The organism is Pseudomonas sp. OV226 (genome assembly GCF_003148705.1).
Classification (GTDB): Bacteria; Pseudomonadota; Gammaproteobacteria; order Pseudomonadales; family Pseudomonadaceae; genus Aquipseudomonas.
The window spans coordinates 103,646-117,892 of sequence record NZ_QGGS01000021.1; the positions used below are offsets into that span (position 1 = coordinate 103,646).

14 protein-coding genes are annotated in these 14,247 nt (G+C 58.2%); 12 read left to right on the forward strand and 2 right to left on the reverse strand.

Annotated features, from left to right (window positions below; genetic code table 11):
- Nucleotides 1–31 precede the first annotated feature (31 nt).
- Nucleotides 32–223 carry a YegP family protein gene (locus tag C7534_RS25505; RefSeq protein ID WP_046029596.1) on the reverse strand — a complete coding sequence of 64 codons (192 nt, stop codon included), beginning with the start codon at nt 221–223 and terminating at the stop codon, nt 32–34.
- 231 nt (nt 224–454) lie between these two features.
- Between C7534_RS25505 and C7534_RS25510 the strand changes: the two genes are divergently transcribed.
- The 6 genes from C7534_RS25510 (at nt 455) to C7534_RS25535 (ending at nt 6,128) form a co-directional block, all read left to right on the forward strand.
- A complete protein-coding gene (locus tag C7534_RS25510; protein WP_109787412.1) occupies nt 455–1,468 on the forward strand; it encodes a glycosyltransferase family 2 protein in 1,014 nt (337 codons plus the stop codon).
- A gap of 3 nt (nt 1,469–1,471) precedes the next feature.
- On the forward strand, nt 1,472–2,182 hold the full coding sequence (locus C7534_RS25515; protein WP_109787413.1) for a class I SAM-dependent methyltransferase: 711 nt from the start codon (nt 1,472–1,474) through the stop codon (nt 2,180–2,182).
- A complete protein-coding gene (locus tag C7534_RS25520) occupies nt 2,179–2,565 on the forward strand; it encodes a GtrA family protein (protein WP_109787414.1) in 387 nt (128 codons plus the stop codon). The genes C7534_RS25515 and C7534_RS25520 overlap by 4 nt, the downstream gene beginning before the upstream one ends.
- The gene (locus C7534_RS25525; RefSeq protein WP_109787415.1) at nt 2,562–4,688 is read left to right on the forward strand and encodes a DUF6311 domain-containing protein; all 2,127 of its coding nucleotides are present in this window, start codon (nt 2,562–2,564) and stop codon (nt 4,686–4,688) included. Before C7534_RS25520 ends, C7534_RS25525 begins: the two co-directional genes overlap by 4 nt.
- A 72-nt stretch (nt 4,689–4,760) precedes the next feature.
- Nucleotides 4,761–5,687 carry a LysR substrate-binding domain-containing protein gene (locus C7534_RS25530; RefSeq protein WP_046029608.1) on the forward strand — a complete coding sequence of 309 codons (927 nt, stop codon included), beginning with the start codon at nt 4,761–4,763 and terminating at the stop codon, nt 5,685–5,687.
- A 75-nt stretch (nt 5,688–5,762) separates the two neighbouring features.
- Entirely contained in the window at nt 5,763–6,128 is a 366-nt protein-coding gene (locus C7534_RS25535; protein WP_109787416.1) for a 5-carboxymethyl-2-hydroxymuconate Delta-isomerase, read from the forward strand.
- Nucleotides 6,129–6,131: 3 nt separating this feature from the next.
- On the opposite strand, the gene C7534_RS25540 is transcribed toward C7534_RS25535, so the two are convergent.
- On the reverse strand, nt 6,132–7,067 hold the full coding sequence (locus C7534_RS25540) for a LysR family transcriptional regulator (protein WP_109787417.1): 936 nt from the start codon (nt 7,065–7,067) through the stop codon (nt 6,132–6,134).
- Between the two features lie 413 nt (nt 7,068–7,480).
- Between C7534_RS25540 and C7534_RS25545 the strand changes: the two genes are divergently transcribed.
- The 6 genes from C7534_RS25545 (at nt 7,481) to C7534_RS25570 (ending at nt 14,014) form a co-directional block, all read left to right on the forward strand.
- The gene (locus C7534_RS25545; RefSeq protein ID WP_077430711.1) at nt 7,481–8,863 is read left to right on the forward strand and encodes a glutamine synthetase family protein; all 1,383 of its coding nucleotides are present in this window, start codon (nt 7,481–7,483) and stop codon (nt 8,861–8,863) included.
- A 168-nt stretch (nt 8,864–9,031) separates the two neighbouring features.
- Nucleotides 9,032–10,681 carry a phosphoethanolamine transferase gene (locus C7534_RS25550; protein WP_077430710.1) on the forward strand — a complete coding sequence of 550 codons (1,650 nt, stop codon included), beginning with the start codon at nt 9,032–9,034 and terminating at the stop codon, nt 10,679–10,681.
- Nucleotides 10,682–10,751: 70 nt separating this feature from the next.
- Nucleotides 10,752–11,414 (forward strand): class I SAM-dependent methyltransferase, encoded by a 663-nt coding sequence (locus C7534_RS25555; RefSeq protein ID WP_046029614.1) that lies wholly within the window; start codon nt 10,752–10,754, stop codon nt 11,412–11,414.
- A gap of 123 nt (nt 11,415–11,537) precedes the next feature.
- A complete protein-coding gene (gene rnd / locus C7534_RS25560) occupies nt 11,538–12,671 on the forward strand; it encodes a ribonuclease D (protein WP_046029617.1) in 1,134 nt (377 codons plus the stop codon).
- The gene (locus C7534_RS25565) at nt 12,668–12,961 is read left to right on the forward strand and encodes a YcgL domain-containing protein (RefSeq protein WP_046029619.1); all 294 of its coding nucleotides are present in this window, start codon (nt 12,668–12,670) and stop codon (nt 12,959–12,961) included. The genes rnd and C7534_RS25565 overlap by 4 nt, the downstream gene beginning before the upstream one ends.
- 120 nt (nt 12,962–13,081) lie before the next feature.
- The gene (locus C7534_RS25570) at nt 13,082–14,014 is read left to right on the forward strand and encodes a D-2-hydroxyacid dehydrogenase (protein ID WP_046029622.1); all 933 of its coding nucleotides are present in this window, start codon (nt 13,082–13,084) and stop codon (nt 14,012–14,014) included.
- The last annotated feature ends 233 nt before the right edge of the window (nt 14,015–14,247 follow it).

Genomic DNA, 14,247 nt, shown 5'->3' on the forward strand with positions numbered 1-14,247 from the left:
AGCTATCTGCCTCGGGCACTGGCTACCAGGCCTAGATTTCTTTCACCGGCGTTTCACCCTCGACCCCTTTGATCAACCCGATGACGTGCAGGCAATCGGCTTTGTTCACATACGACTCACCACTGGCAATCGTCTCGTGATTCCCCGCCCTCAACCGCCAGCGCCATTGTCCTTTGCCGGTGCTCGGGGTGCCTTTGGACTGCCTGTAGATCTCGAAATACATACTGCTCGCTCCATGCGATGGGTTATAGCGACAACCAGTGTGACGCATCGGGGGCAAGCCTAGCGGAGCTGGCTTTTTTGGCCATCCAGCATTTGTTTCCAGGCATTTGAAAATATTTCTGCCGGCGCCAGCGGGCCGGTGGGAATGGCCAATTCCCCCTCGGATTCGCCCTTGCATCACCTTCCTCGGTCCTGCTTAATACGATTCGGTTCATGCGTCGAGCACCTGTCGATGCCCCCGGATTGTCGTAAAACCACTATAAAAAAGAGCAATCAATTGACTCATCAGCACGGAACGCATCTGACCGGGCCTCTGGCGTTGTCGCTCGTCATCCCGGTGTTCAATGAAGCAGCGACCGTCGATTTGTTCATCGCGCGGATCAATGACGTCTTCAACCAAGAGACGCTGATTGGTCTGGAGCTGGTTTTCGTCAACGACGGCAGCACCGACGCCACACTGGACCTGCTGCTGGAACGCCAGCAGACAGATCCACGCCTGCGCATCGTCGACCTGAGTCGTAATTTCGGCAAGGAAGCGGCGCTGACTGCGGGTTTACAGACGGCTACCGGACAGGTCGTGGTGCCGATCGATGTCGATTTGCAGGACCCGCCTGAAGTCATTCTTGAAATGATCGCCCGCTGGCGTGAAGGCTATGAAGTGGTGCTGGGCCATCGTGTGAGTCGCAACACCGACTCCTGGGCCAAACAGACCTCGGCCAACTGGTTCTACCGCCTGCACAACAAGATTGCCGAACAACACCTGCCGGAAAACGTCGGTGATTTCCGGCTCATGGACCGTTGCGTGGTCGATGCCTTGCAGACACTGCCCGAGTCCCGACGCTTCATGAAAGGCCTGTTCGCCTGGGTCGGATTTCGCACCACTTACGTGAACTACGAGCGCCCCGAACGGGTGGCGGGGGCGACCAAGTTCAACGGCTGGCGCTTGTGGAATTTCGCCCTGGAAGGCATCACCAGTTTCAGCACTGAACCGCTGCGGGTCTGGACCTACCTTGGTCTGGTTGTTTCGCTGATTTCTTTCGCGTTCGCCATTTTCATCATCCTGCGCACCTTGATTTCCGGAATTGACCTGCCGGGTTACGCCTCGCTGATGGTCGCCGTGACTTTTCTGGGTGGCTTGCAATTGATCGGCATCGGCGTGCTGGGTGAATACCTGGGCCGGACCTACATCGAATCCAAGCGCCGCCCGGTTTTCTTGGTGCGTCGTGTCTACGACCCCAAGGACTGAAGCATGGACCTCAAGGAAACCGACATCCTCGGTTCGAGCATCGACCAGCATTGGTATTACGCCTCCAAAGCGGCTGCGACCATGCGCTTGTTGGGCAACACACCTTTCACAAAGATTCTCGATGTGGGCGCAGGCTCCGGGTTCTTTACTCACCACTTGCTAAAGCATTCACCGGCCACCGAGGCGTGGTGCGTAGACATTAGTTATGAAGCTGACTCGGACACGACCACCGCCGCAAAACCCGTGCATTACCGACGCGCAGTCGACGCGCTGGATGCCGACCTGGTGCTGCTGATGGACGTGCTGGAGCATGTCGATGACGACGTCGGTTTGCTCAAGGCGTATGTGGATAAAGTCCCGTCCGGCAGTCGATTCCTGATGACGGTGCCCGCGTTTCAGTTTCTGTGGAGCGGACACGATGACTTTCTTGAACACAAACGCCGATACACCTTGGCTCAGCTGGAAACGGTGGCGCGCGATGCCGGGCTGACGGTGAAGCAGGGTGCTTACTACTTCGGCCTGGTGTTCCCGATAGCAGCCACATTGCGGCTGCTGCCCAAAGGCGCGCAACCGTCACCGCCGCGCTCGCAACTCAAGCGACATCACCCGTTGGTCAATTCGATCCTGAAGACGCTGTGCCGCCTCGAATTGCCGCTTATGGGCGCCAATCGCTGGGCGGGTCTGACGGTGTTTGTGCTGGCGCAGAAGCCGTGACGTCGGCCGAAAAATCCGCCCTGATCAAGCGTGGCCTGCGTTTTGCCGTGACCGGATTGTTCGTCACGGCGCTGCATGCGCTGGTGGCCGTGCTGTTCATCAATTTCGTGGTGGCGCAGCCACCACTGGCCAACGGCGTGGCTTTTGCCGTGGCGACGGTGGTGTCTTACGTGATCAACACCACCTGGAGTTTTTCCGCACGGTTGCACGGCCGAACGCTGCTGCGTTTCATGATGGTGTCCGGTGCCGGTTTTCTGCTGGCGATGCTGGTGGCGTGGGCCGCGCAATTGGCCGGGCTGCATTATTTGCTGGGGATTGGCGCGGTGGCGCTGACTATTCCGGCATTTACCTTTGTACTGCATAACTTCTGGACGTATCGATGAAGGACTTGGTTAAGCAGTTGCCGATCAACCTGTTGCCTGTGTTGATCGGTGTTCTGGCCTTTTTCATCGTCGTTGGGCCAAGGGCGCTGAACCCTCAAAACATTGCATGGCTGGGTAATGGTGATCCGGCGACGCATTATCTGGGCTGGGTGTTTTTCCGACAGTCGCCCTGGACCTTTCCCATTGGACTCAATCCTTCCTATGGGCTGGAATTGAGCAATGGCATCATTTTCTCTGACTCCAATCCACTGCTGGCATTCTTGTTCAAACCGTTCGCCTCTCTGTTGCCAACGCCTTTCCAGTATTTCGGACTCTGGTTCCTGGCCTGCTTCGTTTTACAGGCCTGGTTTGCCTGGAAACTGGTAGGGCTGGTGTCGACCCACGTGGGTGTGCGTGCCGTGAGTACGGCGTTGTTCCTGTTTGTTCCGCCCATGCTCATGCGCATGCCTTTCCATTTGTCCCTGGGTGGGCATTTTCTGGTGTTGGCCTCGTTGTATCTGGCGCTGCACCCGCAATTGCGTCGTCGACGCCTGGTCTGGGGGGCGTTGCTAGCGGCGGCCGCGTTGATCCATGCGTATTTTTTGGCGATGGTTGCAGTGATCTGGATCGCCGATCTCACGAGCGGCTATTTCAAGAAAAAACTGACGCTGCAGTCTGCTGCCATCGAATTGATCGGGCTGTTTTCGCTGGTCACTGTTTGCTGCTGGCAGGCGGGCTATTTTTCGGTGGGCAGCGAGGGTGCGATATCGGCCGGTTTTGGTCTGTACGCCATGAACCTGCTGTCGCTGATCGATCCGGGGAACTGGGCGGGGCAGTGGTCCTATGTGCTGAAGGATTTACCCGGTGTTCAAGGGCTCGGTGAGGTTGAAGGATTTCTTTTCCTTGGCCTTGGGCTGATGACGCTGGGCATTTGCGCACTGGTGGGGTTACTTCAAGGCCGTACAGGTTTTTTCCAGCGACTGCGGCGCTGGCCGTTATTGCTGGTAGCGTTGGTGGGACTGGGCCTGTTCTCGATTTCCAACCATGTGGCTTTAGGCTCGCTCGATATAACCTTTCCACTGCCGCCTTGGGTGATTTCAATCGCCAACGTCTTCCGTGCTTCCGGGCGGATGTTCTGGCCGCTGTACTACGCGTTTATCTTCGCCATGATTTTCCTGGTGATCCGCGCCAATACCTCCCGCACCGCCGTGAGTCTGTTGTCCCTGGCATTGCTGATACAGGTGCTGGACACCCATGCCGGCTGGGCCGGCGTTCGCAAGCAGTTGATGGTTGAACCCGCATCGAAGTGGGCCTCGCCCATGGTCGATCCCTTCTGGAACAGTGCAGCGGCTCATTACCGGAACATTCGTTGGGTGGTTCCGCAAAACCAGTCCCCAAACTGGATGGCAGTGGCTGATTTTGCCAGCGCCCATGGCCTTGCCACGAATGCCGTTTACCTGGGGCGGGTGGACACGGGCAATTGGATAAAATCCGGGCAGGACACCGCGCGTGAAATGGCGTCGGGCAAGTACGACGCTGATTCGTTGTACCTGTTCGATGACCGTGCCTGGATGCAGGCCGTGAGAAACGTGAATACCCCAACGGATCTGTTCGCCAGGATTGACGGGTTCACGGTGCTTGCTCCGGGCTGGAAACAGTGCAGCGCCTGCACACAGGCTACCTCGCAAATCAATCCGCTGGAGTTGGTTCCATCGCTGGAGCCCGGACAAAAAACGCTGTTCAACACCGGCAGCAAAGGCGGGGCGCTGCTGGCCAAGGGGTGGTCCGATACCGAACTTTGGGGGACCTGGTCCAAGGAGCCTGAAGCTGAAGTCATGTTCCGGGTCCCGGCGCCCGTGCATTCCTTGCGTCTGGAGGCCACGGCGTTCCTTCCTCCCGGGCATGCTCGCCAACGTGTCGCCATCAGCATCAATGACCTGCCGGCCATGAATACTCTGCTTGAGCAGGCCGATGGCAATGTTATCGAAATGCCGCTCACCACCGAGATGCAAGCGCGGGTAGCGAGTCAGGGTGTACTGAGGCTGCAATTTCAGTTTGCCGATGCCGTCAGTCCAAAACAGTTCGCAATGGGCCAGGACGTGCGACAACTCGCACTCGGATTGAAGGCCTTGACGGTCAATTGATGGCCGTTGCACGTAGACGCTCCCCTCGCGCCTTTCTACACTGCCGTGAGTGTCGGGGACCGGGGGCAATGAATGAATCGCAATGAACTGCGCAAGGCGGACATCAACCTGATGGTGGTGTTCGAAACGTTGATGCTCGAGCGTAACGTGACGCGGGTTGCGGAGAAGCTGTTTCTCGGGCAGCCGACCATCAGTGCCGCGCTCAATCGCCTGCGCACGATGTTCAATGACCCGTTGTTCATTCGCGTCGGCCATCGCATGGAGCCGACGGCCCGCGCCGAGGAACTGATTCAGTACCTGTCGCCGGCGCTGGATTCGCTGTCGGTGGCCCTGAGCCTGACCCACGATTTCGACCCCGCCAGCAGCACCATGACCTTTCGCATCGGGTTGTCGGATGACGTCGAGTTCGGTCTGCTGCCGCCGCTGTTGCGGGCCTTGCGCCAGGAAGCTCCGAAGGTGGTGTTCGTGGTTCAGCACGTCGACTACTGGCGCATACCGGACTTGTTGGCGTCCGGCGACATCACCGTCGGCATCAGCCAGACCCGCGGCCTGCCAGCCAATGCCAAGCGCAAGCTGTTGCGGCACATTCAACCGAGCATCTTGCGCGCCGATGCGTCCGACACACCGCTGACGCTCGATGAATATTGCTCACGCCCTCATGTGCTGGTTTCCCACACCGCAAATGTCAGTGGTTACGCCGATGAGTGGCTGGCGGAGATTGGTCGCACGCGCCAGGTCGTCCTTTCCGTGCCGCAATACAGTGCGTTGCCGGCCTTGCTCGCCGGCACTGATTTGATTGCCAGCCTGCCGGATTACACCGCCGAAGCCATGGCCGCCTCTGGCTTGCTGTTCAAGGAACCCTTTCCGTTCAAGACCCCGACGCTGGACTTGTCGATGGTCTGGCTGAGCCATGTCGATACCGACCCCGCTGAACGCTGGTTGCGTTCGCGTCTGGAGGGGTTCATGAGTGAACGTTCGTCACTGCCGTTGGCCCAGTGAGTCGTCGGTCAACGCTGTGTTATACGTAGGACCTTTCTGCACACTCTTTCTGCACACCCTTTCTGGAGCCGCGTCATGCCACACCTGCACATGGAATACACCGCCAACCTGCCCGGGCTGAACGCCGACGTGGCGTTGATCCGGCTCAATAACACCCTGGTGGCTTCCGGTCAGTTTGCTGCGGAGTTCGACATCAAGAGCCGAGCGATGAAGGTCGAGACGTTCAAGGTGGGTACCGCGTTGGCTGAACGGGGGTTCGTCCATGTGAAGCTGGCGTTGTTGAGCGGTCGCTCGCCGCAGATCAAACAGCAACTGTCTGAAAACTTGCTGGCGGTGGTACAGGACCTTTGCGAGTGGCCGGCGGAGGTTGAAGTGCAACTGTGTGTCGAGATTCTCGACATTGATCGCGAGTCCTACGCCAAGACCGCCATCAGCCGCTGAGCTTCAAGCCATTGCCTGCTCGGCACAGACCTCGATCACCTGCTCGCGCAACCAGGTGTTGGCATTGTCCTGATCGGCACGTTGACTCCACTGCATGTCCAGGGTGAAACCCGGCAGCCCGTTGGGGGCTTCGCAGTGATTGAAGATCGCTTTGTTGGCCAGCAATTGCTGGATGCGACGGGGCAACGTCAGGATGAAGTCTGTGCCGGTGATGGTTTTCAGTGCCGCACTGTAGCTGTTGGCGCGCGCGACGACCTGCCGTTTGTGCGCCTGTTGCGCCAGCCAGCCGTCGACCCTGTTGGCGGTGGACGTCCATGGGGTCGGGAACACATGTCGGCGTTCGACAAAGGCTTGCAGGCTTAAACGCGGTTCCAGGGGTGTGGCGCGTTTGTCGAACACGCAGACCAAGTCATCTTCCAGCAACATTCGGGATTTGAAGCCGGTGTGGCTGCGATGGAAGTTTGGGCCGAAACAGATCACCAGATCGAGACTGCCATCGCGCAACTCTTCGACCGGAATATCGGTTTCGAATGTGTGCATGTTGACCATCACCGGCAGGTCGGCGAAGTCGAAGCGCTTCAACAGGCGCGGCAGAATCAGCTGCTCGAAATACTCCGGCGCGCAAATATTGAACGTCACCGCTTGCAAGGTCGGGTTAAACGCCGGGGCACTGACGTGACACAAGTTGATGCTTTCGAGAATTTTCTGCACATGCGCGTACATGGTGCTGGCTTTGTAGGTAGGGCGCATACCGGTGCGGGTATTGGTGAAGAGCTCGTCTTCAAAACTGATACGCAGCTTTTTCAGGCAGTAACTTACCGTGGACTGGCTGACGCAGAGTGCCGCCGACACACCGGTGACGCTGCTTTGCTCGTACACGGCGACAAATACCATGAGGTCTTGCATGTCGAGCTTTCTAAGCAAATTACTGTTCAGCATCCATTCTGACTCGCTGTGCTCCTTGCGCTGACAGTGCGCAAACGTGTGCGAACGATCCTAACGGAACGACCGTACCAGGAGAATGCCTTGTAGGAAGTTTCATTGAAAGGCGTGGGGTAGGGCGCGAATGATTGTTTAGCCAATCCGTAACCAAGGTTCTTCAAATCCAGATTTAAAGACATAACCGGCCGTGTGACGCTGCTGCTCATCTGTTCTCTGCGGTTTTTTCTATGGGCGATTGTCCCGTCGCACTTCCCTCCGAGTTGGCCTTCTGGGCGCTGTGGCATTGTCGTCACGCACGCCCACCGGATTCCTGCATTTCCCGTTGATTGTTCTGACAGGTCCCGCGCCCGGCGCTGGATCAAATCGGCGACGCCTGCGCGTTCGCCTGGCGCGGAAATAAGAGAATGCTCATGAGTAGTGCCACGACATCGTTCGCCACCTTGCAAGAAGCCCTGACCTTTCTCGAACAGAACCCGGATATCGAAATGTTCGAGCTGTTCATTCTCGACAACAACGGCGTGCCACGGGGCAAGTTGTTGCATCGCGATGAGCTGCTGGCGGTCTACGAAAGTGGCCGGCCATTGCCGAGTACCATTCTCGGCCTGACCATTAATGGCGATGACGTGGAAAACTCCGGACTGGTCTGGGATGTCGGCGATATTGACTGCCGCGCCTACCCGGTCAGCGGCAGCCTGACGCGCATGCCGTGGCGGCTGATTCCGACAGCGGCGGTGCAAGTCAGCATGCACCCCAAAGAAGGCATGCCGGCGACGATCGCTGATCCTCGGCACCTCCTGGCGAAAGTGATCGAAGACTTGCAGGCCGATGGCTATTACCCGGTCATGGCGGCAGAGCTGGAGTTTTATCTGCTGGACCAACAGCGCGACAGTCAGGGGCGACCGCAACCGGCGCGCGATGTCGACGGCGGGCGACCTCGCACGACTCAAGTCTACGGTTTGCGTGAACTGGAGCAGATCGAGCCGTTTCTGGCCGATCTCTACAGTGCCTGCAAGCTGCAAGGAATTCCGGCGCGCACGGCAATTTCCGAATATGCGCCGGGGCAAGTGGAAATTACCCTCGAACACCGCACCAATGCCCTACAGGCAATGGATGAAGCGGTGCGTTACAAACGGTTGGTCAAGGGCGTGGCCCATAAACACGGGATGACGGCGTGCTTCATGGCCAAACCCTTTGATGACCTGGCGGGCACCGGGATGCACATGCACGTCAGCCTGGCGGACAAAGAGGGCAACAACCTGTTCGCCAGCGAAGCGCCAGACGGCACACCACTGCTCAGACAAGCCGTCGGCGGGATGCTCAGCACCTTGCTCGATTCACTGCTGTTGTTCTGCCCGAATGCCAACTCCTATCGCCGATTCCAGACCAACAGCTACGCCCCCCTGGCGGCGACCTGGGGTGTGGACAACCGTACGGTGAGTTTGCGCGTGCCAGGCGGGCCTGCGTTTTCCCGGCACATCGAACACCGTATTTGCGGTGCCGACGCCAACCCGTACCTGGCCGCCGCGGCGATCCTGGCCGGCATCCATCGCGGTATCCGCGAACGATTGGACCCGGGTGCGCCGGTGGAAGGCAACGGGTACGCCCAGGCCACGGAGTTGTTGCCGACCGATTGGCTGACCACGTTACGTGCGCTTGAAGGTTCGACCTGGGCACGTGAAGCGTTCGGCGGCCCCTTCCTTGGCGTTTACCTGGCCGTAAAGCGCGCCGAGTACCGACAATTCATGGGCGAGGTCGGTGAACAGGATTGGCGCTGGTACCTGAACCAGGCCTGAAGCATTCTCAAATAATTGCGATGTGTGTCGCTGGTTTTCGAAGCCAACTATTCGTTGGCTTCTTTTTCACAAAAAATTGATGGTTGGGTACCTAACATAAGTGTTGTCACGGTCAATGAAATTTTCACATTTGCCGTAGGCACTTCTTTTTAGGAACAGCCGATCACCATGTTGAAGATTAAAGCCGTGCGCCCGGAATGGGTGACACTGATTGCCAGTGCCTTTTTGTTAGCCGCCTTCAATTTTGTGCTCTGGCAACACCTGTTTGAAATCACGACGTCCGACGGTAAAGGCATCGTCATGCGCGTGGCATTCGGGGCGATGATTCTGGCGGCGTTCAACATTGTGCTGACCTTGCTGGCGTTCAAACGTGTGTTGAAGCCGGTGCTGATGCTGATCTTCATGATCAGCGCCGGGGTGGCGTATTTCATGAGTCAATACGGTGTACTGATTGACACCGGCATGTTGCGTAACTTCGCACAAACCAATGCGACGGAAGTACGAGACTTACTCTCGTTGAAGTTGTTGGCTTATATCCTGTTCCTGGGTGTTTTGCCGTCATGGTTATTATGGAAAACCCCGGTTAATTATCGCCGTTGGCACCATGAGTTATTAAGTAAAGTTCTGGTGAGTGTTGTGTCGGCTACCGTCATCGGTGGTGTGGCACTGATTAACTATCAGGGCTTGTCCTCATTGTTCCGCAATCATCACGAGTTGCGCCTGATGGTCGTGCCGAGCAACTACATCGGTGCCTCCGCTGGCTATTTGCGCGAACAGGTTGCTTCGGCCCATCAACCCTTTGTCAAAATCGGCGAAGACGCGCAGAAGAATCCGACCTGGCAGGGCCGCGATCGCAAATCCCTGACGGTATTGGTGGTGGGCGAGAGCGCCCGGGCCGAGAACTTCGGCATCCTGGGCTATGACCGCGACACCACCCCGAAGCTGAGTAAAGAAGCCGGCCTGATCGCATTTACCGATGTGCATTCCTGCGGCACGGAAACCGCCGTGTCCGTGCCGTGCATGTTCTCCAACATGGGCCGCAAGGACTACAACGCCAGCAAGGCGAAGAATGAAGAAGGCCTGCTGGATGTACTCAAACGTGCCGGCCTGGAAGTGATCTGGCGTGATAACCAGTCGGGCTGCAAAGGCACTTGCGATCGGGTCACCCTCGACGACGTGAGCAACTTGAAAGACCCGGTACTGTGCGCCAACAGCGAATGCCGCGATGAAATCCTGCTGCAAGGTTTGCAACATTTTATCGACACACTCGATAAAGACACCGTGCTGGTCTTGCATCAAATGGGTAGCCATGGCCCTGAGTACTTCAAGCGTTACCCGAAGGAGTTCGAGCGCTTCACCCCGGTTTGCGAAAGCAACGCACTGAACAATTGCAGTCGCGAAAGTATCGTCAATGGTTACGACAACACGCTGGTGTATACCGACCACGTACTGTCGAGCCTGATCGATCTGTTGCGCAAGAACCAGGAAAAAGTCGACACCGCGATGCTGTACCTGTCCGACCACGGCGAGTCGTTGGGTGAATACAACCTGTTCTTGCACGGCACGCCTTACATGCTGGCGCCAGAACAACAGAAGCACGTGGCCATGCTGGCGTGGTTTTCCGACAGCTTTCAGAAATCGTTCTCGGTGGACACCCAATGCCTGCAGCTGACTCGCGACAAACCGTTGAGCCAGGACAACCTGTTCCATTCGATGCTGGGGCTGCTGGAAGTCAGTAGCAAGGTCTACAACCCGGACCTGGATATGTTCGCCGGGTGTCGTGGTGCAGCTGGCGACGGTGTGCTGGCCAAGAAATGAAGGCTTCAAGCTTTTTACGCACCGGCCGCTAACAGGCAGCCGGTAGAGTCACTACCAAGAGTCATTGCACATGTCTGCGCAACCCACATCCGCCATCGAGCTTGAGTTCGCCCGGCGCTACGATCAGGAACACGCCCGCGTCTGCCAGCAGCCGCAACCGCGTAGCCTGACGGGGCGTCTGGCGTTCTGGCGCGAGGAAAACCTGGTGCGCAATGCGCTCAAGGTTGCGGGCGAGCCGGGGTTGATCCTTGACGTGGCGTGCGGCGCCGGGCGTTTCTGGCCGGTGCTGGCGGAGCATGCGAACCGCGTGATCCTCGCGTCGGACCCGTCTCAGGACATGCTCAACCATGCGCAGACTCATCATCCGCAGAGCTTGCTCAAGCGGATCAAGACCTTCCAGAGTTCAGCCTTCACCCTTGGACTGTCGGCGAATGCAGTGGACTGCATTTTTTGCATGCACCTGTTTCAGCACATCACCTGCGCCGAACATCGATTGGCGATGCTTGAGGAGTTCCATCGGGTCAGTCGCGATACGGTCATTGTTGCAGTGCGGGTGGACGGATTGTTCAAGCTGCGGCTACCCGAAATAGCGACCGCTAACGCTCCACAGCTGGTCAGCAAGGTCGAGATTGAAGCCGAATTCAAACAGGCGGGTTTTCGCGTGTTGCGTCATAAAGATTTCCTCCCGGGCTGCACGTGGATGCGGGTCTACGTACTGAGTAAGACCAGCTAGTCTCCACTTGTCAGACTTTTCTTGCCGTCGGGTAGGTCTTTTCGCTAAAGCTCTTGTTCAGTGGATGCGCGGAAATCGCCGGGGGCGATATATACTGCGCGCCATTCTTCAAGGGAGAGCCGTGTGGCCATCGATATTCACTGGATTCGCGACAACGATAGCCTCGGTCAGTTTTGCGCCGAGTGGCAGCAGTTGCCATTCGTTGCCCTCGACACCGAATTCATGCGGGTCGACACCTTTTACCCGATCGCAGGCCTGCTGCAGATCGGCGATGGCGTACGCGCTTACCTGATAGACCCGCTGACCATCGACAATTGGCAGCCCTTGGCCGCGTTGCTGGAAAACCCGGCCGTGGTCAAAGTCGTCCATGCCTGCAGCGAAGACCTCGAAGTGCTGTTGCGCCTGACCGGCAGCCTGCCAGCGCCGTTGTTCGATACGCAACTGGCGGCGGCCTACCTGAACCTGGGCTTTTCCATGGGGTATTCGCGGTTGGTGCAAGAGGTGCTCGGCATCGACCTGCCCAAGGGCGAGACCCGTTCCGACTGGCTGCAACGTCCGCTTTCCGACACCCAAATCAGCTACGCCGCCGAAGATGCTTTGCATTTGGCGGAAGTTTTCGTACAGCTTCGTCCGAAGCTTTCTGACGACAAGTATGCCTGGGTCCTGGAAGACGGCGCCGAGCTGGTGGCCAACCTGCGCCGCGAGGTCGACCCTTACGAGGTCTACCGCGACGCCAAACTGGCCTGGAAGCTGTCTCGCGCCCAACTCGCCGTGTTGCGTGAACTGTGCGCCTGGCGCGAGCGCGAAGCCCGCGCCCGGGATCTGCCGCGCAATCGTATCGTTCGTGAGCATTCGTTGTGGCCGCTGGCGCGGACTCAGCCGGACAACCTCGGCGCGCTGGCGAAAATCGAAGACATGCACCCGCGTACCGTGCGTCAGGATGGCGAGTTTCTGCTTGATCTGATCAAGCGTTCCGGCAGTGTGTCGCCTGATCAATGGCCGCCAACCGTGCCGGAGCCGTTGCCGGTGGATGCCGCCGCACTGGTCAAACAATTGCGCGCTATCGGCCAGGCCGAAGCCGAACGCTTGAACATCGCGCCGGAATTGATGCTGCGCAAGAAAACCCTGGAAGCGCTGCTCAAGAGCGGCTTCCCCAATGGTCCTTACCAATTGCCTGATTCGTTGCGTGGCTGGCGCCGCGAATTGATGGGCCAGGCGCTGCTCGACAGCCTGGCCACCGCCGGAGAACAGCCTTGAAACGTATTTGTTCGATCTACCGCAGCTCGAAAAGAAGTGAAATGTACCTCTATGTGCTCAAAAGCGATGCACTGGAGCGCGTCCCGGACTCATTGATGGCGGCCTTCGGCAAAGCCATCCATGCGTTCGACCTGGTGCTGACCCCCGAGCGCAAGTTGTCGCGCGAAGACATCGCCGTGGTTCTGGAAAATCTCGACACGCAGGGTTATCACCTGCAAATGCCGCCCGCCGAGGACGAGTACATCGAGCACTTGCCGGAAGAATTGCTGCGACGCAACGACCCGATGTGAGGGGCTGACAGGTTCTGTTCAGGACCTTCATGAAACACTGGAACAATTTTTGATGATGGCTATAGCGAGGGCGCGACCTGCCTTCGGTGGCCGTCTGCACTGTTTTTGAAAGGTTTAACCATGCGCGTTCTGATTGCTGAACACGATCACCCTGTGTACGCCCAATTGTTGCGTCAGGCAGCGCCAGAGCTGGAAGTGCTGACCAGTGGCGACTCCGCCGAGCTGGCCCGTCAGGCGGCGGACTGCCCGGTGTGGCTGGGCCAGCCGGATTTACTCGCGACACTCCTGCGTCAGGGCCACCAGCCACAGTGGCTGCAATCGACCTGGGCGGGCATCACGCCGCTGCTGGCCGACGGCTTGCCCCGGCACTATCGACTGACTCGCGCGGTAGGCATTTTCGGTCAGGTCATGGCCGAGTATGTGCTGACTTATATGCTTGGCCACGAGCGTGAAGTACTGGCGCGGCTGGTTAGCCAGGTCGAGCGCAAATGGGACAGCCGCCACGGCCAAAGCCTGGCCGGACGCAAGGTGTTGATCGTCGGTACCGGTGACATCGGTCAGACCGTGGCGCAGTTCCTCGTGCCGTTTGGGGTCAAGTTGTACGGCATCGCCAGCGAAGCTCGCGAGCTGGCGCCGTTTGTTGAAGTGGGTTCGCTGGCCGATTTGCCGCGTCTGGTCGGTGAAGTGGATTACGTGGTCAATCTGCTACCCAACACCCCCACGACCCATGACTTGTACGACGCGGCGCTGTTCAAGCAGTTCAAGCCGACGGGGTTGTTCATCAACGTCGGGCGCGGTGTGGCCGTGGTCGATGCCGACCTGGTGGAAGCCTTGAAAGAAGGGCATCTGGCGGGCGCGGTGATTGATGTCTGCCGTCAGGAGCCGCTGCCGCAGCGCCATCCATTCTGGACCGCCTGGGGCTTGCTGCTGACCGGCCACAGCTCGGCGCCGACGTCGCCATCGATGATGGTGGACCTGTTTGTCGAGAACCTGCGGGCGTATCAGGCCGGTGAGGCATTGCGCGGGGAAGTGGATTTCGAACGCGGGTATTAAACACATGCCAAAACACTGTAGGAGCCGAGCTTGGTCCGGGCGGCTCCTACATCTATGGTTACCCCCTTTTCTGCAATACTGTTTTTGATGTCGTGTTTGGCTTGCTTTCATCTATCCGGCGTCTGAGTGGGGGTGTCGCCCCGCGCCTCGATGAGAATCGATGCCCAACGACCCTAATTAGTGGAACGGCCTTACAGCCGTGTAGGAGCTCAGGGTTGTCGTCAGGCCGGTTG